A 21,684-nucleotide genomic window follows, 5' to 3' on the forward strand; every position below is an offset into this window, starting at 1 on the left:
GGATCACAGACATGGAACGCGTACGCATCATGTCTCTCAAGGGGATTTCCAGACGTTTGCAAGCCCTCATCCGTGATGGGCAGGCGGAGTCTGCTCGCGTCTGGACCTTGTGCCGGGACCTGCACCTTGCGGCCAGGCGGGAAAACCAACCTTGGCCTGGCAAAAACGAGTTTCATGAAGCCACCAGGGGCGGCAAATTCGCCCTGCACTCCCAAAGTGTTCAGCAGGTGTTCCGGGCATTTGACGCGGCGGTACAGTCAACCCGCGAGAACCGCAAGGCTGGACGCCGGGAAATCCGCTATCCCTACAAGGACAAACGATTTTACCCGCTGATGTGGCCGGCCCAGGCCATGCGTCTGGAAGAAAAGCGCATCGTGCTCCCGATGGGGCGCGGGCGTCCCTCTTTGGTGCTCCCTCGCCCGGAATGGCTGGAAAGTCCTCGCGCCTGCACAATTGTCTGGAATGGTGTTCACAACGAACTGCATGTCAGCATACCGGAGACTGGGGAACCGCTGGATGTCACAGCGTCCACCGAAAGACACGCCACGGTAGACCTTGGGCAAATCCACCAAGCCGCGGTCGTCACGAATACCGGCGACGCGCTGGTGGTATCCGGCAGAGGCATCCGTTCCCTCAAGCGGTTGCACAGCAAACAACTGGGCGAAATCCAGAAAAAGCGCGCCCGCTGCCAAAATGGCTCGCGGCGCTGGCGCAAGCTCTGGCGGACACGGGCGAAGCTCACCCTGCGCTACGAACGCCGCGTCCGCGACCTGCGCCACAAGGGTATCCGGGCGGTAGTGGACTTCTGCAAGGACCGTGGCATTGAAGCCATTTTTGTCGGAAACCCGGACGGCGTTCGCCGGAAGCACGCTGGACGCCTCCACAATCAGCGTATGAGCCAATGGGAGTACGGCAAGGACATTCAGTATCTGGAACAAAAGTTGGAACAAGACCACATCGTGTGCTTCACCGGGGACGAAAGAGGTACGTCCAGCCGGTGTCCCGTATGTGGCCATCGCCACAAGCCCAATGGGCGGAACTGGCGGTGCCCGGCATGTGGCTTTCAAGGCCATCGGGATGTCGTTGGCGGGGTGAACATGCACCCTATCGCCTTCGGACAAGTGGTGCCGTTTCCCAAACGCATCACGTATCTACGCCCGGGGAATCTCCGGCGTAGTAGTAGCCTGGACACGGGCCAACGTTGTCTAGCCGAATCGCAAGCGTCAAGCACCACACCGGAAACGGTGCGGGTTCCCTTCGGGAACGGCCCACGGCTTGTGAGATGCGGTTAGAAGCCCATCCCCTTTAGGGGATATGGGAGTGTCACCGAGAAGAATCCCCCGCCTTGAGGCGTGGGGAGTACGTCAAACTACGCTGAGCCATGCGCTTAGCACCGTATCTTTTTCAACGGGTGGCGGAGGCCGGCGTCGCGCACGCCTTCGGCCTTCCCGGCGACTTAGCCCTGCCGCTTTTCGAAGCGTTGGATGCGAGCCCCCTGCGGCTCGTGCTGACCACCCACGAACCCGCCGCCGGGTTCGCGGCGGACGCCTACGCCCGTTTGAGGGGGCTCGGCCTGGCAGTCGTCACCTACGGCGCGGGTGGCCTGAATCTAGTCAATCCGATCGGGCAGGCCTACGCCGAAAAATCCCCGGTCCTGGTGGTCAGCGGGGCCCCGGATCTCGCCGCCCGTTCGCCCGACCAGCTCATCCACCACAAGGTCAAGACGTTCGACACCCAGCGGCGCATCTTCGAGGAGGTGACGGTGGCCAGCACAGTCCTGGACGATCCCCTCACCGCGTCGCGGGAGATCGAACGGGTTCTGGGGGCCGTCCTCCACGAAAAGCGGCCGGGCTATGTCGAGGTGCCGCGCGATCGGGCCTGGATGGAGATCGCCCCGGCTTCCGCCCCAACGTCCCCGGCCCCTTGCGCGGACCCGCTGACCGTCGCCGAGGCCCTTCAGGAGATCGCCGATCGGTTCGCCCGGAGCCGACGTCCGGTGATCCTGGCCGGTGTGGAAATCATGCGCCTGGGGCTCCGGCAATCGTTGCTCCGCCTAGCCGAACGATACAACCTGCCCGTGGCCACCTCGTTCATGGGCAAAGCGGTGTTTCCCGAACACCATCCGAACTTCATTGGCACCTATATGGGCGCCGCCGGGCATCCCTACGCGCGCCGTCTCGTGGAAGAGTCCGACTGCCTCCTGATGCTGGGCGCCTGGCTCACCGACACGGAAACCGGCTTGTTTACCAGCGCCATTCCCCGGCAGGCCGTCATCCAGGTCCTGGCCCACCACGTCCTCGTCAGCCAGCACCGCTACGACGGGGTGGGGTTGGAGGCCGTGCTGCCCGCCCTCCTGAAGGAGCCGGGCGGCCCGCCCCGGGAGTTTACGAACGAATTCGTACGCGAGGACATCCCGAAGGAAGGAGCGTTTCTCCTCCGGGGGGTGATGGCCGCCCTCAGCGCCCTGGACGACCGCCACTATACGTTCATCACCGATTGCGGGGATTGCCTGTTCGGATCGGTGGAACTCAACGCGGAGGTCATCCTCAACCCCGGCTATTACGCCAGCATGGGCTTCGGGGTCCCGGCCGCGCTGGGGGCGGCCTTGGCGGTCCCGTCCCGCCGCCCGATCGCGGTGGTCGGGGACGGAGGGTTCCAGATGACCGGCATGGAGCTCGCCACCCTGGTCCGCTACGAGCTCGAGGCGATCGTCATCGTGCTCAACAACGGGGGCTATCGAAGCCTGGAAGCGTTGGGCGCCGATCCCAAGGTCTGCCGCCTCCACCCCTGGGATTACGTCGCGGTCGCGCGCGCCCTCGGGGCGACAGGGGTCCGAGCGGGCTCGCTGGCGGCGTTCCGGTTGGCCCTGGAGAGGGCGTGCGACCGGAAAGACGTCACCTTGATCGAGGTGGTTCTGCCCCCGGGGGATGCGTCCCTCTCCCTGAGCCGACTGCGGGATCGCCTGCGGGCAGGTTCACCTGCGGGCCCGGGGTTCATCCGCCGGGGATCGACCGGCCCGTCCTCCCGCCTGGGCCCGCCAGGATCAGGTCGGCGGCCAGGCGGCCGACCGCGCCGCTGACCCTCACCCCGTGCCCTCCTCGCGACGATCCAATGGGTCAAGAAAACTGCTCGTGGCTTCCGCACCGTCGAACATCTCACGACCGCGATCGTTTTCCATTGTGGAGGACTGTATACTGATATTATGAAAGCGCCGCGTCCGAATGTGGTAAGACATTCCGATGACACCAATGGATCGCGATTCCGTTGGAGAAAGGAGACGCGGCGTTATGGAGTACATTGCGTTTGACTCCCATAAGCATGACACCCAGGTCTTGGTCGAAGATGGCGAGGGGCGATGGCAGCGCGAGGTGCGCCTGGCTCATGAACGCGTGGCGATTCAGCAGTTCTTAGCCTCATGGACTCCCGGTTCTCCCATCGCCGTGGAGACGGTCGGGAACTGGTACTGGATCGTCGACGAGATCGAGGCGGCGGGGCTGGTGCCTCGGCTCGTGCATGCGCGGAAAGCCAAGGTCATGATGGGGAGCCTCAACAAGACGGACAAGCTGGATGCCCGTGGGCTCAATCGCCTCCAACGCACGGGTACCTTGCCGGTGGTGTGGATTCCGGGAGCCACGCTCCGGGACCAGCGCGATCTCGCCCGCACGCGGATGGTGCTGGTGCAGCAGCGCAGCCGGTTGAAGACCCGCATCCACGCGACGTTGGCCAAGTATGCCCTGACCGTGTCGTCGGTGAGCGATCTGTTTGGTCAGAGATGCTCCCCTGAGAGAGTGGACACTTTTGAGAGTGAGTGGGTAGGATGATCAACACTCAAGAGAAGGATGTGTCCAACATGAAGGGGCGTCACTGGACTGCGGAAGAGAAACTGGCCATTGTCCTGGAAGGAATCAAAGGGGCCAAGCCGGTCGCGGAGATCTGTCGGGAGCACCAGATTGCCCAGACCCAATACTACCAGTGGCGGGATCGCTTCCTGGAAGGGGGCAAGCGGGCCTTGACCAACGGACTCCCTGCGAGTGAGGAGGCTCTCAAGCGGGAGATCGAGAAGCTCCAGCGGCTCATCGGCAAGCAAGCCGTGGCCATTGAGCTGTTAAAAAAAACGGCTCTTCAGGCTTTTGTGTGGGTTGGATAGAGATCCAATCCTCCACAATGGAAGGAGATCGCGGTCTTGAAGTGCTCGACGTTGCGGAAGCCGCGAGCGGTTTTCTTGACCCATTGGATCGTCGCGTTAACGGCTTCCAACCCCGCGTTGGTGATGCCATGCTGCAGATAGGTGAGCACGTTGGGGAGGTGGTGCCGGATCAGGTGGGCCACCGCCGCGATCGGCCGGAGCCGGCTGTGAGTGGCGCGCCAGAACCAGCGCGCAAAGAACTTCTGGGCGGCACCACAGTAGGTATAGTCCCAGAACTGCCGGAAGCGCTCCTTGAGGGTCCAGGCCCGTGCCCCCGTGAGGTCGCTGCGCTGCAAGAGGCGGAACGTGGCCCGCTGCTCGGCCGTCATGTCCTTGGGACGCATGAGCCAGAGGTCCGTGGTCCCTGTCAGTCGGTCATCGCCCCTTAGCTTCAGGGCCCGATGCTCTGTGCGGCGGACCCGGTCCACAGCCTCGTGGAGATGTTTGGCCACATGGAACTTGTCGAAGACGAGTGTGGCCTCGGCCCCATCCAGGTGAGCCCGGGTCGACTGGATGGAGGGCTCCCACATATCCATCGCGATGGCCGCAATCCCTTCCCGTTGCTCCGGGGTCAGCGTGCCCCAGAACCCATCCAAGCTCTCCTGCTTGCGGTCCTCAGCCAGGTAGCGGACGCGGCTGCGTTCCAGATCCGCCACCACCGTGAGGGACCGATGCCCCTTGGCAATGGCCTTCTCGTCGACGCCCAGGTGCGCGACGACGTCCCGGGTGCGACGGCGGAGCCCCCGCGCGACGGCTCGTTCCTTGATGCCCCAGGCCTCATCCCAGGTGATCCGCAGCAGCCCGGCCGCCCCTTTCACCGAACACTCCTGGAGCAGCTCAATGGCCAGGCGCTCGAACCAGGCGGTGAACTGACTGCCGGGCTCTGCCCAGGGCACCGCGATCTGCCTGACTCCATGGGTCGGACCGCTCACGCGGGGGAGGTCCGCCTGGATCCACGTCGTGAACTGGCAGGGACTCCAGATGCCGCCACCGGCGGCGCTTGCGATCAGAGCCCGGGACGGGCTCCCGACACTCGGGGCCGGGATACGGCTCCGGTCCGGCCTCGACGGTCACCGTCACCTGCTGCCCCTTCACATCCAGTTCCACGTTGGCCACGGTCCACGGGGCCTGCAGCCCCAGCACGGCTTGAGAGCATTCGAAGTCACGCATCGCTCGGGTCCTCCTTTTGAGGGCCCGAGCATAGCGCAAGCCGAGTCAGTTACCCACACGATTTCCTGAAGAGCCAATTCCTGAAACGTCCGCCAGCCGTCCACGGTCAGGAGTCGTTCTGTACCAGGGAAGCAAGGATTGGTGGCCTCAATCCGCCCGAGATGCGGGATCGGATGGTCGGCGTTCGCCCGGTCGATGAAGAACAGCCCGGGCTCGCCGTTGCGCCACGCATGCTGGACCAGCTCATCCCAGAGCTGCCGCGCGCGCACGGTCTTGACCGCTTGGCCCGTGCGGGGATTTTTCAGCGGCCACTCAGTGTCCCGCTCCACCGCGTGCATAAAGGCGTCGGTGACGGCCACCGAAATGTTGAAATTCCGGATCTGGCCGTCCTCCGCCTTGCAGCGGATGAAGTCGCATACGTCGGGGTGATCACAGGAAAGAATCCCCATGTTCGCGCCCCGACGGTGGGATCCCTGCTTGATCTGCTCCGTGGCGGCGTCGATGATTTTCATAAACGACACCGGCCCGCTGGCGACCCCACCGGAAGAACGCACCCGATCGCCTTTGGGCCGCAAGCGACTGAAGGAGAAACCTGTGCCCCCACCGGTTTGATGGACCAGCATCGCCGCTTTGATGGCATCGGCGATGCTACGCAGGTCGTCCAAAACGGGGATCACAAAACAGGCACTAAATTGCCGATGTGCTTCAGGTTTTCCTGCGTTTGCCAGCGTCGGCGTGTTCGGCCAGAAGCGATTCTCGGCCATGAGCCGCGCGAATTGCGTGGCAATGTTGTCCACAGTCGCGTCGGTCCCGCCGTAGAGTCGTTCGCTCTCGGCGAGACACCGGGCCACCCGCTGGATCAGGTCATCCGGCGTTTCAACAAGTTGTCCCGTCTCCGGGTCTTTCGCCAGATAGCGCTCCCGGAGCACGGTGAGCGCCTGGTCGCTCAACCGGGCGCTCGGAATAGGAAGAGATGAACGCATGGAACGCCTCCTCGAACATGGTGAATGGACGGGGTCCGGGATCCGCCAGTGGCTGAGCGACCCCGGCGGTCCCGGCCCTTTGTAGGAAATATTCTGTTCACGAGCCCACCCCGGCCGCCGCGTGCAGGGGATGGGTGGAGCACAAGGCGGCGAGGCCCACCAGCCACAGGGCCAGGAGCCAGCGAATCGCGACAAACCATGTCATGGAACATCTCCTGGGAGCCCCCTCTCGGATGAGAGCTCTCCCTTGGGTGAACGCCCCGCCTGTGGTAGACTAGCTACTCAACGAGGAGGGGACCGATGTTGGAATGTGGCAAGCGAGTGCGCTTGACGGCCAAGGAACGACACACCCTGATATCCTTGACCGGCGAAGCACCGCCAGATCGCTGGATGTCCGTCCAGGCCTTGAACGGATGGATCGATCTCCATCTCGGTCTGTATCCCGGACGGTTCCCGGAAGAATTACTGTTGCGGCGTATCCTGGAGAGCTTCCGTCCATGTCAGTCAGGGCGGGTCAACCGCTCCTTGGCCAGCAAATAAAATCCCACCAAATCACGACGGAGTTCTGGATCGGCATCCAGCACTTCGATCAAACGCTGGGCAAAGGCGCGATCCTCGATCTCGTCGTAAATCTTCTTGCGGCACTTCTTGATCCATGAGATATCGGACAATGCCGTGCGAACTTTCATGACGCAATCCTTTCTCGGATCCCGGCCTATCCGGCGAAGACACACACAACCCCGCACTGCGCGCCGGGCCGGCGGCGACAGGAACTCTGCGGGTCTGTGCGGATGATGAAAGCGAGTGAGGGTCTGCGTCAGCTGCGCAGCGCCGTCAGGCGCCCCGCCGCACGCCCCAGTTGTGAGGCAAGCGAACAGGTAAGCTAATTCAGCCCAACCGGTACCGGATCCCCGCACCGGTGGGCGAAAAACTGCTGATGCACGGTCTGCATCAGCGCCACCCCCTCCTCCTCAGGTATCGGAAGCGGTCCCGTATACCCGAGAAAGAGACTACGATCCGCGACGCGCAGCGCCCGCCACGCCAAAGCCTCGCGCTGACAGGTAAGAGCGCAACGCCTGATCGAGCGCGGCGTCCGCGAGAACCCACCGGAGCGCATGTCGGACCCGCCAGGCCTCTTCGCACTGATCGAGGGCGGTCTGTACAGCCGCCACCCGGGGATCGGCAGGATCCGTCAGTGCTGCCACTTTCTGCCAAGCCGTCTGCCACGCCGTGTCCCACTCATGGGTGCCGTCCAGCCCATGGGCGCGAACGACCCAAGCGGCCACCAGGCGTCCATCTGCCCCGAGGCTGGCCACAGAGACGACCCAACTGGGCCGAATCCGCTGCCGATCCGGGAGTTGCACCCAGCCGTCACGGCCTCGCCGCACCGCCTCGAGCAGAGGGGTTGCAACAGTTCTCGTGTTGTCTAGAATACTATAGAAATACATGCTGCTCTATGAAGCATGAAATTAAGCGATTGGGCGAAGAAACAAGGCGTCAGCTACCGCACGGTCTGGAACTGGTTTCGGCTCGGCAAGCTGCCTATCCCCGCCAGACAGTTGCCGAGTGGGACGATCATCGTTCAGGAGGCATCAGAAGATAACGGCATCGCCGTGATCGATGCCCGTGTTTCCAGCAGTGATCAGCGCCCCCATCTGGATGGACAAGTGGCCCGTTGCCTGGAATACGCGAATGCCCGAGGGCTGTCGGTAAGCCGGACGGTCACTGAAATCGGCTCCGGTCTGAACGGCCATCGAAAGAAGCTGATGCACCTTCTGGCCGATCCCAGGGTCAAAACCATCATTGTGGAACACCGGGACCGGTTGATGCGCTTTGGAGCGGAGTACGTGGAAGCGGCCCTGACTGCCCGCGGGGCACGCGTGTTGGTGGTAGACGAGTCTGAGCTTCAGGACGACCTGGTGCAGGACATGATCGCGGTGCTGACTTCGTTCTGCGCCCGTCTGTATGGACGCCGCTCGGCCAAGAATCGGGCCAAGAACCTGATCGCGGCCTGCAGGGAGGGCGGATAGGTGGCAGCTCAACGCACGTATCAAACCCGCCTGGTCATCCCGCCGAAGGCGGACAGCCTGCTCGGGGCCTATGCCGAACTGTATGGCCACGTGCAGCGCACGCTGTTTGCCGCTATGGCACGGGGCGAGAGCCCGGAGTCCTTGAAGCCCGCCTATCTCCAGCGTTTTGGCCTGACCGCCCGGCAGTTCAATGCGATCTGCCATACGCTGAAGGGCATGGTGTCCTCGATCAAGGAACGCCGCAAGGGACTGATCCAGGAAGCCCGGACACGCATCAACACGGCCGAAAAGCGGCTGGCTGCGCTGGACAGACGCCACCGCGAAGAGACCGATGCTACGCAGCGCGCGTGCCTGGCCAAACGGATCCATCAGAAGAAGCGCCGCCTGGCCATCCTCCGGCACCGCTTGGCTCGCCTGGAGGACGATCACGCCCATGACCGGGTCCGGATCTGTTTTGGCAGCCGGCCGCTGTTCCGGGCCCAGTTCCATCTGAAGGAGCATGGCTACGCGTCTCTGGATGAATGGCGCACCGCGTGGCGACGTGCCCGTGCGAGCCAGTTCTTCGTCCTGGGATCGAAGGACGAGACCGCCGGGTGCCAGGGGTGTGTGGCGGAATACCTGGGCCATGGCCGTTTTGCCTTCCGGCTGCGTCTGCCGGACGCTGTCATCGCGGCCAACGGGGGAGAGAAATTCCTGCGCGTTGAGGCGACGCTGCCGTATGGGACTGAGCATGTGGTGGCGGCGCTCGCCCGGCAACAGGCGATCAGCTACCGCTTTGTTCGTGATGCCAAAGGCTGGCGTGTATTCATCTCCACCGGAGTCCTGCCCGTCAGGCTCCAAAGCGATCGGCGGCTCGGTGTGATCGGGCTTGACCTCAACAACGACCATCTGGCTGTAACCGAAACCGACCGGCATGGGAATCCGTGCGCCACGGCGAAGATCCCGCTGGTCACGTACGGGTGCAGCCGAGAACAGGCCCAAGCGCGCATCGGCGAAGCCGTCAAGCAGGTGATGGCATTCGCCCGGGGAACACACAAGCCCCTGGCCTTCGAGCGGCTGGCGTTCGCCCGGAAGAAGGCGCAGCTCGAGGGCAACGGTGTCCGCTATCGCCGGATGCTCTCGGCGCTGTCCTACGCCCGCATCCTCGCCATCCTCAAGGCCCGTGCTCATGATGCGGGTCTGGAGGTGCTGGAGGTCAATCCCGCCTACACCTCGGTCATCGGTCGGCACAAATTCGCCCGCCGTTATGGGCTTTCGACTCACCAGGCCGCAGCGTTGTGCCTCGCGCGGCGGGCTCTGAATTATTCCGAGCGGCCAAACCGCCGCATGAGCGACCAGGTCGCCTTCTCCCTACCCGTGAGGAATCGGGACAAGCACGTCTGGTCGTTCTGGCGGCAGGTCGCCAGGAAGGAAGCGGCGCTGGCAGCGCCTCGCTGGTCGGGCATGGCTCGATCCTGTCGGTCACCTGCCGGACGGTCCGGCAAGGCGCCGGCAGCGATCCTACCGGCGAGTGCAGGTGGAATTCCTGCACGCGAATCGTCATCAGCGCCGTTCGGGTGACGTGCTGTGGAATGGTTTTCCATGGTTTTAGGAACGGTGAGCGTCGGCACCGTCACGGCGAACCAACCCTGCTCTGGATGAGCAATGTGAAGCCGATACACGGCTTACCCCTGCTGCCGCGCGAAGGCCCACGCGGCCCGGTCCAACGCACCCCGAGAACGGGGACGATGCTGGCCCTGGATCCAGCCATACCGCATGGCGGCCTGGCTAAAACCCATGGCAAAACGCGTCCGTGTGCGAATGGGTACCCGAAGGGTCCCAAGCGTCACGACAATCGTCATGGACATCCTCCTTGATGACGCCATCCCCGCTGCGCCCGGAGACGGCCGATGAGCGAATACCCTGGACTGCTCCTGCAGGCGCAGCGCAGGAGTGTCAGGACCATCAGGACAACGAGAGACGGAAAAAGCCCACCCCAAACTGGGGTAGGGAAGAGAGGAAGGCCGAACGACGGCCTGAAGGGACCCCGCGCGCCGGAGCCGTCAGCAAGCCAGCTGGGCCGCGCGCCTCGATGACGCCCGCCTCGTGGGCCTCAGCCGAACGAAACGGGCCAGACGTTCAGTGGGGCGAAGCCCCCCTACCAGACGAACTGATGCTACTCAGTATATTCTGGCGGGGAAATCGGGAAGGGGACGGGAGCGATCGAGGGTTCTAGGGCGAGGGGAGGAGAACAAGCAGAAATGAGGCCAGTCCGGCCGGTCACGGGGGGGCCGACCCGGCCGGTGGCGAGGGGATCGGGCCAGCCAACAGCCGGAAGTGACCGGACTGGGAGGAGAGGGGAGGGAGAACGGGGTGCTGGCCCCCCAGTCGGGTCTCCGGCGTCGGCGGGGAGCGCGACCAACACGGGTGCGGCGTCGGCGAGAGTGTTCACCAAATGTTCACCGTGCGGTCTGAACGGGCCGGATTAGAGCGGAAGCAGTGGGATTCCTCAAGACGAGGAAGACGAGCGAAGCACGCGAAAAACCGAGAGAAAAGCAGGAGTGAAGCGAAATTACGAGATAGAACGAAAAATGGTTTGAACGGTTTACAAAACCGCTGCTCTGCCGATTGAGCTACGCCAGCTTCGGCAGGGAGCCTACACCCGGACACGGTGTTCTTGCAAGCACGCGGGGCCGAGTGGCGAGCCCTGGATTCCGCCCTCTGTTGGAATGACGCCCAGGGGACGGCTGGCCTGCTTGCGGGTCGGCCCCGCTGCCCTTCAGCACCCGCTCGAGGCAAATTTTGCATTGACTCCACCAAGGCAAATGAGTACCGTTGCCGCGATGTGTTGACCTCCCATGAGGGCAAGCGATCTTCGGTGGCCTAACGGGTAGGGCTTCCACCAGTTGTCGGGAGTCCCGGGTTAACATGTTTCGCGACCGTCCCGACGCAGGCCGCCGCCTGGCAGGCCTGCTGGCCCGCTACCAGGATTGTCCCGGAGGGCTGATTTTGGGGATTCCGCGCGGCGGCGTCCTCGTCGGCCTCGAATTGAGTCTGCAGCTCCGGCTGCCGCTGGACGTGTTCATCACCCGGAAGCTGGGCGCCCCAGACAATCCGGAGCTGGCGATCGGCGCGCTGAGCGAGACCGGCTACCTCCACCTGAACCAGGAGCTCCTCGACGCCTATCCTCCACTACGCCGCTACGTGGAGCCCGAGCGCCGCGCGCAGGAGCTGGAGATCGCGCGCCGCCGCGCGCTGTACCGCGGCGGCCGGGGTCTCCCGGATCTGCAGGGCCGCACCGTGCTCCTGGTGGACGACGGGGTCGCCACCGGGGCGACCTACCTGGCGTCGGTTCATGCGCTCAAGGCGGGAGGCGTGGCCCGTCTGGTGGCGGCGCTCCCGGTGGCCCCGGCCGACACTGTCAGGGTCATCGCGGGTATGGTGGACGACTGCGTCGTGGTGGCCTGCCCGGCGGCCTTCTATGCCGTCGGGCAGCATTACCTCGACTTCCGGCAGATCGAGGACGAGGAAGTGCGGGCCTGTCTGGCCAAGGCCTGGCGCGCGGGCGGCGCGGACGGCTCGCCGCGCGACACTTGACGCGATCCCGTCCCGCCGCTATGCTCGCCCGGGTTGCTGTTATCCACACCAGGTATGGAGGTCTCATGCGCCAGCTTGTCGTACTTGCGGGAGTCGCGGTCGTGATCCTGATCGGTGGGTGCGCCACGGGAGAGTGGGTCCATCCGGAAAAACCCAAGGACGAGTTCGCGCAGGATTACCGGATATGCGAGCAGCGGGTCTACAGCGACCCCAAGTTGCAGCAGGGCAGCAAGTACCTCTACGTCGAAGCGATCGAGCGTTGCATCAAGAAGGAAGGCTGGGTGTTCCGGCAGCCGGAGTAGCGGCGGACGAGCTGACCTGCCTAGAGGTGGTGAAGGGTCGGGCTCTCTCCGCCCCGGACGGTGATCCAGCCACCGGATGAGCCACCGGCTACTGATGCCTGCCCATTAACCGACAATTAACCGCTCCATTATCGAGAAGTAACGCCGCGCTGTTACAACCACCACAGGGTTCAAGTTAGCGAACCCAAGGGGAGGTTGCAATGGGCAGGACCCTGGTCGCTCCGTTCGGCCTATTGATCGCGCTCACCCTGAGCGCCTGTGCAGCGCCAGCGCCCTTTCCTCCAGACGTCACAGAACGGGTGGACCGTACGTTCAGCTTCGAGGCCTGGCGGGATGCGTCCCCGAGCAACGCCAGCGGGCAGTCGGGGTCGGGACACACCGTGATGTTCGGCGGCCGGATCGTACAGGCCGGGCCGGATGACAACGGGAAGGGTATTCTGATCGTGGCGGAGCAGCTCCCGATCCAACAGCATCCGGTGTACGGCCCGGTTGACGATAAGGGGAGTCTGCGAGCTGGCCAGTTCGAGTTTGCCATTCTCTATCCGGGTTCGTTGAAGAATGAGGCGTTGCAGCGCGGGAACAAATTCGTCGTGGTGGGGAAAACGGCGGAACGAATCCACGTGATGGTGCAGGGGGCGCCGAAGACGGAACCGTTTCTGGTTGCGGAGTGCATCCATATTTGGCAGACGGGGCTCGGCTCGATCGCCGGATTCCAGGAAGACCCAGGAGCCGGCTACGCCTCGCTTCCGCACGAAACCTACTGCGCGCCTAAGAACCACTAACGGTCTATCAGGAAATCGCGTGCGGTCGGCCACCGACCGGATTCGTGACGGAGGCGCCGCGCGGAGGCGTTCAACCTGAACGCCCCCGCAGCGGTGCTGCCGTGCAAGCGCCCTATCGCTTGGCACAATAGGTTTCTTGGGGAAGAGCGTAGTAGCCGTCGGTGGTATGGGGAAAGTCGGAGATCTGGTAGGAGCCGTACTCGCCGGTCTTCCAGATGTGCAGGCAGCGGGCCACCAGGTAGGGCTGTGTCCGGGAGATCCCGTCCGGGATCGTCATCGCCTTGCTACCCTGCACCACGGCCACCACTAAGACCTTATTCCCGAACCAGAGCCCCTCCTCGTCTATCCTCCCAGGATAGAGAATGGCGAACCGCTCCCCGGTGACTTCAGCCGTCTCGACCGGGCCGTAGACCGGGTGCTCGGCGACCGGAAGATTCTTGACGAGAATCAGGATTCCCTCGTCGGTTAGCTCTGTGCCTACGATTTTCCCGCCCAGCATGAGGGCCCGCCCCATGTACGTATCGGCGTCCGCCTGGAGAACGCCGAACGGCATGTCACGGAGGGTGTCGCCGGTCACGCTTGGAGGAAAGAGTGTGGGCGTGGCGGAGGCGGCGGGGGGGACAGCCAGGAGCACAGCCAGCAGGGTCAGCATCCTGTTCATAGGACACCTCCCATGTGATGGAACGGCCGATGACTATGCACACTTGTAACATAGAGTTAACGAAGAGACAAGCGCTGTTTCGTGAGGGGGAAGTCTGGTTACCGGGCAAGCGTGGTTTGCGCGATCGCTTGGGCCGCGCGGTTCTTGCTGCAGGCGGGGGCATAGCCGCCGCGGCAGGCGGTCGCAAAGTCTCCTCGAGCCGTGGCGTGCTCCCCGATCATGGAGGAGGCCACGGCCCGGTTGTAGTAGAGTTCAAGGTCCACACTGCCAAGCTGGATGGCCCTAGAAAAGTCCTCGACCGCCTCCTCGAACCGCAACATCTGCAGACGCACCAGGCCACGGCTCGCGTAGGCCTGGCGAAGGGACCGATCCAGTATGAGGGCTCGGTCCAGGTCCTGCAGCGCGGCGGACAAGTGGCCGGTGCTGGCGAAGACGACGGCCCGGTTGGCATAGAGTATGGCGTTCTCGCTGTCCAAGGCAAGGGCTGCGGTGTAGTCCGCGAGCGCGCGGTTATGGTCTCCCATGCGCCGGTAGGCGAGACCGCGGTGAGTGAGCGCGAGCGCAGACCGGGGATCGAGGTGCACGGCTTCGGTCAGGGTGCTCAGGGCATCAGTATGGCGGCCGGCGTTGAGATAGGCCACCCCCAGGTTGCCGTGATAGGTGGCGTTAGACGGGGCCAGGCGGACGGCTTCGGCGAAGTCTTGGATGGCCTCGGCGGATTGGCCCAGCCGTGCCTTGACAAACCCGCGGGCGTTCCACAGCTCGGCGCGGTCCGGCGCCATCTGAATCGCCCGCGAGAGGGTTGCAAGCGATTGGTGCACGGCGCCACCGCTGAACTCCTTCTGTGCCTGGGCGAGCCACAACGCCGGAGGGTCTTGATCAGGTTGTGCCGCGGGCAGCGCGGCGCAACCGATCGGCAGCAGGACCGAAGTTGCCAGAAGCAGGAATTGCCGGAAGCGAGCCTCGATCCAGGCCATCAATCTCTCCCCCTCCGGTGAGATCAAGACGGTTCCAGTTGTGCTGCGAAAAAAGATAGCGCCGGATTGTTACCTGGTGGGGACCGAAATGTTACGGGCAGGTAAAATTAGCGGTCGGCAAGCTCTTTGCGCAGCCGGTTGATTTCCTGTTGCAGAGCCTCCACCGCCCGGCCCTGCTCCTTGAGGCGCTCCTGCAGCTCACGATTCAAATTTGTCAGTTCGCGGAGCTGCTGGCGAAGATCCTGCTCCTGAGCTGACTTGACTGTGGGGGGAGCGGGTTGGTCCGCCGGGGCGGTTGGAGGGCTGGGCCGGGCTGCAAGGGCCTCGGACACGTTGACCGAGACGTGGACCGTCTCGAAAGGGTTCCAGACCGGTGTTTGGTCGGGCGGGACGGTTGCAGCCTGCCCCGGGGGCATAATCCAGAGTTTCATACCCTTCATGTCCATGGGGTCTTTGTAATCGTCCCCGCCCGCCGTATCCGCACGGAGAAAGGCGTAGTGGTCGGTCAGGATGAAGTGGAGGTAGGGGCCTCGCAGGAACAGGGCGCCTTGGATGCGGTCACGTTCATACCGTGCGGTGGGATTGGCGACGGAGAAGAAGACGCGTTCCTCGGGCCCCGCAGTGCGGAGCGCGGCCGCAATCGGCTCCGCCATCGCGCCTAACTCCTCCTCGGTGAACACCGGCCGCTTCGGAGGAGCGACGAAGAGGCCCATGAGGGTCCCGCTATAACCGGATACCTCGAGCAGACCGAGCAGGTGACGCACCTGGACGGCGGTCAAGCGAGCGGGGTGCGCGTTCGGGGCATGGGGCGTCGCACGTCGCGTGGACAGATCGCTCTCGATTCCGATGCGGATGCCTCCTTGCTCGTAGGTCACCTGCTCGTGGTGGAACAGGGCCGCACAGGCAGCGAGCAACATGCCTGCCGCCAGCCTGAGGACGAGCATCGAGCCGGCGCGGGCGAACGCCGCCCCTCCTACTGGAGTGGTGATCCGTTGGGGACCTCCCGTGACGTTCGATGCGGACATGATTGGCGCTCAGTTGCAGGCAAACTGGACGGCCCAGAGGGTCTCCTCGACCCGGTCACTGTCGGTGCGACCGGCTTTGAGCTGACCCTTCCAGGCGAGATCAACCGCCAGTGAGACTCTGGGAACCCGCCCCTCATGGACGATCCGAAAGCCCTGGGGGCATTTCCCTTCCATCAACTTGATCGCGCTCGCGCGGCCAGGGGAGACCAGGATATCCCCCTCATCCCGAATCACGTAGGCGATGGTCCCACCCTTGGGCATCTCCTGAACCCAGGTCGCCTCGCTCGCGCAGCCGGCGATCGCGAGCGAGGCGACGAGGGAGGCAGCAAGGCTACGGCCAGTGACGCGACCCATCGGCTCGACTGGTGGCTGGCTTCTGCCAAGGAGCACAGACCAGCATACAGGGATCGGCCGGCACATTGCCAGCCTCGGTGAAGGCTTCCGGCCCCGCTACTGATACCGGACCTGCAACTGCACGTAGAAGGCGTTCTGCGCGAAGGGGTCGTTGATGGAGCCGCCTTGTCCGCCGAAGGTTGATAGCCCACACGTACTGCCCGAGGTCGTGCATCCGCTCAAACTGTGATGCCGGAATTCGTAGTTCACCTGGAGCTTGGTCTGGATCTTTGGGGGCAGGTTCTGAATGTAATAGTTGAAGCCGACGATGGTCCGGGTGTACAGGTCGCCGCTCACGTTGGTATTGGGATCGAACTGCTCGTACCAGACGATCGGCTCGAAGTTCTTAAAGAGGCCGTCGGCGATATAGTACTTGGCGTAGACATACCAGGTTCGGCGCTCGACGCCCGGTGCCCCCGATCCGCCGCACACCGTGGTGTTCTGGCACGCGCCATTCGCGCCCACCCCGACAGTCGTCGCGTTCGGCGCGTCCTGGCCGGTCCACCATTCACCTTGGATGTAGAGGCCCGGGATCGCCTTGGAGACGTAGCGGAAATCCACCCCGTATCGGGACATGTACCCTTTGCCCCGCCCGTTGATCTGGGTGCCGGCGTTGTTGCTCGCCCCCTGGATCGTGGTGAAGCTCAGGAAAGACACGTCGGTCGCGAGCAGCCTGATCCGGGAGTAGAAGGCCTTGGACTGGTTGGCGCCGATGCCGCCGGCCTGCAGCGAGCCGGTGAAGTTGTTGTTGTTCATCAGGCCTGCGACGTATTCCAGCCGGTTGGCCAGCGTCCCTCGCACATCGACGAAGTAATCGCGCTCCTGGAGGAAGTCGATCTTGCCGGCGGCCCCGGTCGCGTTCCCGTTGCCGGTTCCGACCGAGGTCAGGTAGGGTGAGCTCACAATGTCCCGGAGCCCGCCCGACGTTTCCGTAAAGATGCCGAATGGCATCCGGAAGATGCCGACTCGGACAAAATTGAGTGACGGCGCCAAGTTCACCGAAGGTCGGACGTCAATATAGGATTCGCGGAAGAACGTATCCGACGTGGGGGTTCCGGTCTGGCCTGGAACGTTGGGTGTCGTGTTGCTGAGCCCGGTGCTCTGGAACTCGACGAGAATGTGCCACTTCGGAACGTACTCGTTGATCGTGCCGTAGGCCAGGACCTCGGAGCGTCGGATGAAGAAATTGTCCTGGCTCTTTCCCTCTGGGACGTGGGCGTTGAGGTGCTCGTACTGCCATTGGAGCGCGTTGAGGCCGAAGTTCACCTTGTTGGAGAGGCTCGGTAGCCGCTCCACCTTCGCCTTCCATTCCTCAAGCAGGTCCAATCGCTTGTCAACTTCAGGCGGGACCTGGGTAATCGGGGGAGGCGGGGGGGCAGGTGGCGTGGCTGCCTTGAGTTGTCGGATCTGCTCTTCGAGCGCATCCAGCCGCTTGCCGACGTCGGGCGGGGCTTGGGTCCCTGAACTCGGAGGGGCGGCGGGAGCCTCCTCGGTCTGGGCGGCGCGACCGCCGCGGGTGTCAGGCTGTTCACCCTGGGTCGGCCCGGCGGCGTCAGCCATGGTCGCCGTTGGGCCGCCTGCCAGGAGCAGAACCGCCAAGAAAACGCCTCCCCTTTTCCACGAGCCTTCCATCTTGGATGCCTCCTTCGTCCTGTCCGCCCTGGCTTTGACGGGCACGGCCGTCGGGCAGTCGCGGCGACACTATGAGGGGATGACTGTAACCGTGGAATGACTGGCCGGTTACGCAGACGTAAAAGATTGGGTTCGGTGGAATCCTGGTAACGGGATGACTGGAGCGGGCGGAGCCGAGCGACGACGGACGACGCGCGGGCTCGAGACTCGTGCCGGGCCGGAGCTGGTGACTCAGCTCGACTCCCGGATGAACTCACCGATGCGGGCGGCGATTTCGTCCCGCACCCGCCGGAACACCGCCAGCCGCTCCTCGAGCGGGCCCTGAGTGGCAGCAGGGTCGTCGAAGCTCCAGTGCAACGAGCGGGCGGCGCCGGGGAAGAGCGGGCAGGACTCCCTGGCCCGGTCGCAGACTGTGATCACGTAGTCGAAGCGCTGTCCTGTGAACTCCTCGACGGACTTGGACCGGTGCCGGGAGATGTCCACCCCGCGCTCCTGCATGACAGCGACCGCCTCGAGATTGAGCCCGACCGGGTGCGTGCCCGCGCTCGCCGCGTCGAACCGGTCGCCCGCCAAGTGACGCAACCAGCCCTCCGCCATCTGGCTGCGGCAGGAATTCCCTGTGCACAGAAACAGGACCCGTTTTTTCATGGCGGTTCCGAGCCCTCAGCGATCAGCCCGCTCCCTTCTTGCATCTTTCGCTTTACCTCTCGCGCGCGCCCGTCACGATCCCCGAGGGAACCAGTGCCGGGTTCGGGTACACAGCGCGCAGACCGAGAGCATCACCGGGACCTCGACCAGCACGCCCACGACCGTGGCCAGCGCCGCGCCGGACTCCGGGCCGAAGAGCGTGATCGCCGTGGCGACCGCCAGCTCGAAAAAATTGCTCGCGCCGATCAGGGCTCCAGGCGCCGCGACGGCATAGGGGACGCTGAAGGCTTTCATGAGCCCGTAGGCCAGCGACGACGTGAAATAGACCTGGACGAGAATCGGCACGGCGATCAGCAGCACGTGTGTGAACTTCCCCGTGATGTTGTTAGCCTGGAAGGCGAAGATCAAGACCAGCGTCGCGAGGAGCGCGATGACGGTGACCGGAGCGAACCGCGGGAGCAGCTTCTGCTCAAACCAGGCGGGGCCGTGCCGCCGGATGAGCCAGGCCCTGAGGCCAGCTCCGGCCGCTAGCGGGATTGCGATGAAGGCTACGACTGAATCCAACAGGACCTGGAACGGGACGGCCAGCGCGGAGGTCCCACTGACCAGGAATCCGACGATCGGGGCGAAGAGGACCAGCATGATGAGATCGTTCACGGAGACCTGGACCAGGGTGTAGGCCGCGTCGCCGTCCGTGAGGTAGCTCCAGACGAACACCATCGCCGTGCAGGGGGCGGCCGCAAGGATAATAGCCCCGGCAACGTATTGGTCGGCGTCGGCTGGGCTGAGCCAGGGGGCGAAGAGATGGCGGAAGAATAGCCAGGCGAGCAGCGCCATCGTAAAAGGCTTGACCAGCCAGTTGACCAGGAGCGTGATCAGGAGCCCGCGGGGCCGGGCGCCCACCTGCCTGAGGGACGCAAAGTCCACCTTCATCATCATCGGGATGATCATCAGCCAGATGAGGATGGCGATCAGCAGGTTGATCTGGCTGCCCGAGCCCAGCTCCAGGCTGCGAAGCGTCCGGACCGTGTCGGGCATCCACGTGCCCCAGAGGACCCCGGCCAGCATGCACAGGCCAACCCACAGGGTCAGGTAGCGCTCGAAGAGGTTCAACCGTTTCGCCAAAGCGCCCGCAACCGCCATTTCTTCCTCCCGACGACTCTTACGGCCCCGGGTCCTCCCCTCACATCCTGTCCAACGGCTTTCTGGCGCCGATGAAGGCGCTCATAAACTTGCCGTCCACGAGGGGAGTCACGGTCTCCAGATCCAAGCCGGCGCCAGCCAGAAACTCCCTGGCGTCTTGGGCCGTGTAGATCCGGGTCGGCTCCAGCGCGATGTCGGTGAGCCCGGCGGCGGCCAGCTTGTCCCGGTACTCCCGCTCAAGGAGCGCGCCGGCCACGCAGCCGATCCAGAGCTCCACGCTCAGCCGGAGCTCCCGGGGGACCTCCTCGCGCACCACCACGTCCGACAGGGCCAACCGGCCGCCTGGCCGGAGGACGCGGAAGATTTCGGCGAACACCCGGTCCTTGTCTGCCGCCAGGTTGATCACGCAGTTCGAGATGACGACATCCACCGAGGAGTCGGACAGGGGGATGGCCTCGATGTCGCCCTTGAGAAACGCCGCATTCGTGATCCCCGCCTTCTCCTGGTTCTTCCGGGCGAGCGCGAGCATCTCATCGGTCATGTCGAGCCCGTAGGCCTTGCCGGAAGGCCCGACGCGTTGCGCCGAGAGCAGCACGTCAATCCCGCCGCCGGAACCCAGGTCCAGCACGACCTCGCCAGGATTCAGCCGGGCCAGCGCCGTGGGATTGCCGCAGCCGAGCAAGGCGGCCAGCGCCTCGGCCGGAAGCCCGCTCACCTCGTGGGCTGCATAGAGGTCCCCGGTGATGGGGCTGACATTGCTCTCTCCGATCCCGCTGGCCTCTGCGGGCTGGGGGCCGCAGCAGGTGCTGCCGCCCCGCTTGGCCTGGAGCGCGGCCTGCCGGTACTCCTGCCGGATGAGCTGCTTCAAATCGCGAGGGCTCATGGCCTCCCCTCAATTGATCAATGTTTGTTGATGAATATGGGCAAAAAAACTCACTCGCAACACTTGGCCGAACGGCTGCGGGGCCACTCGCGCTCCTTCAGTGTGCGCACGAGCTCGTCCAAGTCGGCGAAGGCCGAGTCGTCAAGGGCGTAATAGACCCAGCGGCCTTCCGGCCGGTCCCGCACCAAGCCTGCCTCCTTGAGGGTCTTCAAATGGAAGGAGAGGCGGGATTGCCCAAGGCGAAGCCGGTCCATCAGGTCGCAGACGCACTGCTCCCCTTCGCCCAGTTCCAGGAGAATGCGCAGGCGGGTCTCGTCGGACAGCGCGTGGAACAGACGCGCTGCGCGGCTCAGGTCCTTGAGCTTGGCAGTCGTCATGAAAGCAATCTATATCAAGTAATGTTGATATGTCAACTGGCCTGCGACGAGCACAGAGGTGCTAGCCCGCGACCGTGGCGGTCCGCTTGTCCCGTCGCCGGGTTCCAGCGGGGAAAGGGAGGATGGTGTCCTGGGCCAGCGAGGCGAGGATGGCGTCGAGGCGCGCCGGGACGGCGCGGGCTCGCCGGTGCGCACGGCGCCACTCCTTCTCAAGCCGCTTCCGTGATCGAAGGCCCAGCCGGCGGGCCAGCTTTCGGAACTGGACCCGCTCCTCGTACTCGCCCAACACCGTTTGGATCCGCTTGAGGTGGGGGATAAGGTCCGTCCGACCGACGGACTGAGTTGCGGCCCATTCCTCCTGGTACCGGACGGTCTTGACCTTGAGCCGGATGGCGTGGAACGTCTTGCGCCGCGGGTCAGCCCGGGCCGCTTCAATCAGCTCCCGGAGCGCCTCCGCCTGCGCCTGCCGGAGGGCGGGCAAGCGCGCGGCCATCCAGTCTGGGGCGCCAGGCATCGGCGGCAGCGCGCGGCGCTCGACGCACCGGGTGAGCTTCTTCCAGACCCTCTGTCGGTCCAGCTTTTTCCAAAGGGCCTTCGTCTTCGCCCTGATCGCGTCGCGGTCGGCTTTCGGCGCCTTGCTCTGCTTGAGGTAGGCCTGAAACACCTGGAGCGTCCGCAGGCGGCTCAGCCGGGAGACACAGCGGGCGAGCGTCCGGGCATTGGCCTCCTCGCCGACCAGCTCGAGGTAGGCCTGGAGCCGCCGCAGGTGGACGCGGAGCCGATGCAGGGTCTTGGCGCGCCGGTCTCCGCCGGCGAGCTGGGCCAGGGCCTGCAAGGCCACCGTCCGGTACGCGGCTGCCCGGTCATGCCCCGCTGCGCGAGACGCCCTCATCTGATGAAACTCCGGCGTCATCTT

At 64.3% G+C, this 21,684-nt stretch carries 22 protein-coding genes; 9 read left to right on the forward strand and 13 right to left on the reverse strand.

Annotation, left to right across the window (positions count from 1 at the left end; translation table 11 throughout):
• Positions 1–11 precede the first annotated feature (11 nt).
• From ACWHYQ_RS10900 to ACWHYQ_RS10915, 4 genes are all read left to right on the forward strand, one after another.
• Entirely contained in the window at positions 12–1,292 is a 1,281-nt protein-coding gene (locus ACWHYQ_RS10900; protein ID WP_447972156.1) for an RNA-guided endonuclease InsQ/TnpB family protein, read from the forward strand.
• Between the two features lie 89 nt (positions 1,293–1,381).
• A complete protein-coding gene (locus tag ACWHYQ_RS10905; RefSeq protein ID WP_447972157.1) occupies positions 1,382–3,079 on the forward strand; it encodes an alpha-keto acid decarboxylase family protein in 1,698 nt (565 codons plus the stop codon).
• 208 nt (positions 3,080–3,287) lie between these two features.
• Positions 3,288–3,821: an IS110 family transposase gene (locus tag ACWHYQ_RS10910; RefSeq protein ID WP_447972158.1), complete on the forward strand. Its 534-nt coding sequence runs from the start codon at positions 3,288–3,290 to the stop codon at positions 3,819–3,821.
• Positions 3,818–4,147: a transposase gene (locus ACWHYQ_RS10915; protein WP_447972159.1), complete on the forward strand. Its 330-nt coding sequence runs from the start codon at positions 3,818–3,820 to the stop codon at positions 4,145–4,147. Before ACWHYQ_RS10910 ends, ACWHYQ_RS10915 begins: the two co-directional genes overlap by 4 nt.
• Here the strand turns inward: ACWHYQ_RS10915 and ACWHYQ_RS10920 are convergent.
• From ACWHYQ_RS10920 to ACWHYQ_RS10930, 3 genes are all read right to left on the reverse strand, one after another.
• Complete coding sequence (locus tag ACWHYQ_RS10920) at positions 4,123–5,232, reverse strand: ISL3 family transposase (RefSeq protein WP_447975553.1); 1,110 nt, start codon at positions 5,230–5,232, stop codon at positions 4,123–4,125. The genes ACWHYQ_RS10915 and ACWHYQ_RS10920 overlap by 25 nt on opposite strands.
• A gap of 45 nt (positions 5,233–5,277) precedes the next feature.
• The gene (locus ACWHYQ_RS10925; protein WP_447972160.1) at positions 5,278–6,339 is read right to left on the reverse strand and encodes a ribonucleotide reductase N-terminal alpha domain-containing protein; all 1,062 of its coding nucleotides are present in this window, start codon (positions 6,337–6,339) and stop codon (positions 5,278–5,280) included.
• Positions 6,340–6,839: 500 nt separating this feature from the next.
• Entirely contained in the window at positions 6,840–7,028 is a 189-nt protein-coding gene (locus tag ACWHYQ_RS10930; RefSeq protein ID WP_447972161.1) for a hypothetical protein, read from the reverse strand.
• 774 nt (positions 7,029–7,802) lie between these two features.
• Here ACWHYQ_RS10930 and ACWHYQ_RS10935 point away from each other — a divergent pair.
• From ACWHYQ_RS10935 to ACWHYQ_RS10955, 5 genes are all read left to right on the forward strand, one after another.
• Positions 7,803–8,369 (forward strand): IS607 family transposase, encoded by a 567-nt coding sequence (locus tag ACWHYQ_RS10935; RefSeq protein ID WP_447972162.1) that lies wholly within the window; start codon positions 7,803–7,805, stop codon positions 8,367–8,369.
• A complete protein-coding gene (locus ACWHYQ_RS10940) occupies positions 8,370–9,929 on the forward strand; it encodes an IS200/IS605 family accessory protein TnpB-related protein (protein WP_447972163.1) in 1,560 nt (519 codons plus the stop codon).
• A gap of 1,347 nt (positions 9,930–11,276) precedes the next feature.
• A complete protein-coding gene (locus ACWHYQ_RS10945; RefSeq protein ID WP_447972164.1) occupies positions 11,277–11,945 on the forward strand; it encodes a phosphoribosyltransferase in 669 nt (222 codons plus the stop codon).
• A 65-nt stretch (positions 11,946–12,010) separates the two neighbouring features.
• Positions 12,011–12,247: a hypothetical protein gene (locus tag ACWHYQ_RS10950; RefSeq protein ID WP_447972165.1), complete on the forward strand. Its 237-nt coding sequence runs from the start codon at positions 12,011–12,013 to the stop codon at positions 12,245–12,247.
• Positions 12,248–12,447: 200 nt separating this feature from the next.
• The gene (locus ACWHYQ_RS10955; protein WP_447972166.1) at positions 12,448–13,029 is read left to right on the forward strand and encodes a Slp family lipoprotein; all 582 of its coding nucleotides are present in this window, start codon (positions 12,448–12,450) and stop codon (positions 13,027–13,029) included.
• A gap of 112 nt (positions 13,030–13,141) precedes the next feature.
• On the opposite strand, the gene ACWHYQ_RS10960 is transcribed toward ACWHYQ_RS10955, so the two are convergent.
• The 10 genes from ACWHYQ_RS10960 to ACWHYQ_RS11005 all read right to left on the reverse strand — a co-directional run bounded on the left by ACWHYQ_RS10960 (position 13,142) and on the right by ACWHYQ_RS11005 (position 21,660).
• Positions 13,142–13,690: a Slp family lipoprotein gene (locus ACWHYQ_RS10960; protein WP_447972167.1), complete on the reverse strand. Its 549-nt coding sequence runs from the start codon at positions 13,688–13,690 to the stop codon at positions 13,142–13,144.
• Between the two features lie 98 nt (positions 13,691–13,788).
• Positions 13,789–14,667, reverse strand: a complete 879-nt coding sequence (locus ACWHYQ_RS10965; RefSeq protein WP_447972168.1) for a tetratricopeptide repeat protein — start codon at positions 14,665–14,667, stop codon at positions 13,789–13,791.
• Positions 14,668–14,774: 107 nt separating this feature from the next.
• Entirely contained in the window at positions 14,775–15,692 is a 918-nt protein-coding gene (locus ACWHYQ_RS10970; RefSeq protein WP_447972169.1) for a hypothetical protein, read from the reverse strand.
• A gap of 9 nt (positions 15,693–15,701) precedes the next feature.
• Entirely contained in the window at positions 15,702–16,046 is a 345-nt protein-coding gene (locus ACWHYQ_RS10975; RefSeq protein ID WP_447972170.1) for a hypothetical protein, read from the reverse strand.
• 96 nt (positions 16,047–16,142) lie between these two features.
• Positions 16,143–17,684 (reverse strand): hypothetical protein, encoded by a 1,542-nt coding sequence (locus ACWHYQ_RS10980; RefSeq protein WP_447972171.1) that lies wholly within the window; start codon positions 17,682–17,684, stop codon positions 16,143–16,145.
• A 264-nt stretch (positions 17,685–17,948) separates the two neighbouring features.
• Positions 17,949–18,365, reverse strand: a complete 417-nt coding sequence (locus tag ACWHYQ_RS10985; protein ID WP_447972172.1) for an arsenate reductase ArsC — start codon at positions 18,363–18,365, stop codon at positions 17,949–17,951.
• A 72-nt stretch (positions 18,366–18,437) separates the two neighbouring features.
• Entirely contained in the window at positions 18,438–19,508 is a 1,071-nt protein-coding gene (gene arsB, locus ACWHYQ_RS10990; RefSeq protein WP_447972173.1) for an ACR3 family arsenite efflux transporter, read from the reverse strand.
• A 40-nt stretch (positions 19,509–19,548) separates the two neighbouring features.
• Positions 19,549–20,391, reverse strand: coding sequence for an arsenite methyltransferase (locus ACWHYQ_RS10995; protein ID WP_447972174.1), 843 nt, complete (start codon positions 20,389–20,391; stop codon positions 19,549–19,551).
• 50 nt (positions 20,392–20,441) lie between these two features.
• Positions 20,442–20,768 carry an ArsR/SmtB family transcription factor gene (locus ACWHYQ_RS11000; protein WP_447972175.1) on the reverse strand — a complete coding sequence of 109 codons (327 nt, stop codon included), beginning with the start codon at positions 20,766–20,768 and terminating at the stop codon, positions 20,442–20,444.
• A gap of 61 nt (positions 20,769–20,829) precedes the next feature.
• Positions 20,830–21,660: a CHAD domain-containing protein gene (locus ACWHYQ_RS11005; RefSeq protein ID WP_447972176.1), complete on the reverse strand. Its 831-nt coding sequence runs from the start codon at positions 21,658–21,660 to the stop codon at positions 20,830–20,832.
• Positions 21,661–21,684: the final 24 nt, after the last annotated feature.

The sequence above is a fragment of the Nitrospira sp. Kam-Ns4a genome, assembly GCF_965152595.1.

Bases quoted from the DNA above. Each gene is read 5' to 3' on its own strand.
- ACWHYQ_RS10900 (WP_447972156.1), top strand. From the start codon at position 12: ATGGAACGCGTACGCATCATGTCTCTCAAGGGGATTTCCAGACGTTTG.
- ACWHYQ_RS10905 (WP_447972157.1), top strand. From the start codon at position 1,382: ATGCGCTTAGCACCGTATCTTTTTCAACGGGTGGCGGAGGCCGGCGTC.
- ACWHYQ_RS10910 (WP_447972158.1), top strand. From the start codon at position 3,288: ATGGAGTACATTGCGTTTGACTCCCATAAGCATGACACCCAGGTCTTG.
- ACWHYQ_RS10915 (WP_447972159.1), top strand. From the start codon at position 3,818: ATGATCAACACTCAAGAGAAGGATGTGTCCAACATGAAGGGGCGTCAC.
- ACWHYQ_RS10925 (WP_447972160.1), bottom strand. From the start codon at position 6,339: ATGCGTTCATCTCTTCCTATTCCGAGCGCCCGGTTGAGCGACCAGGCG.
- ACWHYQ_RS10930 (WP_447972161.1), bottom strand. From the start codon at position 7,028: ATGAAAGTTCGCACGGCATTGTCCGATATCTCATGGATCAAGAAGTGC.
- ACWHYQ_RS10935 (WP_447972162.1), top strand. From the start codon at position 7,803: ATGAAATTAAGCGATTGGGCGAAGAAACAAGGCGTCAGCTACCGCACG.
- ACWHYQ_RS10945 (WP_447972164.1), top strand. From the start codon at position 11,277: ATGTTTCGCGACCGTCCCGACGCAGGCCGCCGCCTGGCAGGCCTGCTG.
- ACWHYQ_RS10950 (WP_447972165.1), top strand. From the start codon at position 12,011: ATGCGCCAGCTTGTCGTACTTGCGGGAGTCGCGGTCGTGATCCTGATC.
- ACWHYQ_RS10955 (WP_447972166.1), top strand. From the start codon at position 12,448: ATGGGCAGGACCCTGGTCGCTCCGTTCGGCCTATTGATCGCGCTCACC.
- ACWHYQ_RS10960 (WP_447972167.1), bottom strand. From the start codon at position 13,690: ATGAACAGGATGCTGACCCTGCTGGCTGTGCTCCTGGCTGTCCCCCCC.
- ACWHYQ_RS10965 (WP_447972168.1), bottom strand. From the start codon at position 14,667: ATGGCCTGGATCGAGGCTCGCTTCCGGCAATTCCTGCTTCTGGCAACT.
- ACWHYQ_RS10970 (WP_447972169.1), bottom strand. From the start codon at position 15,692: ATGTCCGCATCGAACGTCACGGGAGGTCCCCAACGGATCACCACTCCA.
- ACWHYQ_RS10975 (WP_447972170.1), bottom strand. From the start codon at position 16,046: ATGGGTCGCGTCACTGGCCGTAGCCTTGCTGCCTCCCTCGTCGCCTCG.
- ACWHYQ_RS10985 (WP_447972172.1), bottom strand. From the start codon at position 18,365: ATGAAAAAACGGGTCCTGTTTCTGTGCACAGGGAATTCCTGCCGCAGC.
- arsB (WP_447972173.1), bottom strand. From the start codon at position 19,508: ATGGCGGTTGCGGGCGCTTTGGCGAAACGGTTGAACCTCTTCGAGCGC.
- ACWHYQ_RS10995 (WP_447972174.1), bottom strand. From the start codon at position 20,391: ATGAGCCCTCGCGATTTGAAGCAGCTCATCCGGCAGGAGTACCGGCAG.
- ACWHYQ_RS11000 (WP_447972175.1), bottom strand. From the start codon at position 20,768: ATGACGACTGCCAAGCTCAAGGACCTGAGCCGCGCAGCGCGTCTGTTC.
- ACWHYQ_RS11005 (WP_447972176.1), bottom strand. From the start codon at position 21,660: ATGAGGGCGTCTCGCGCAGCGGGGCATGACCGGGCAGCCGCGTACCGG.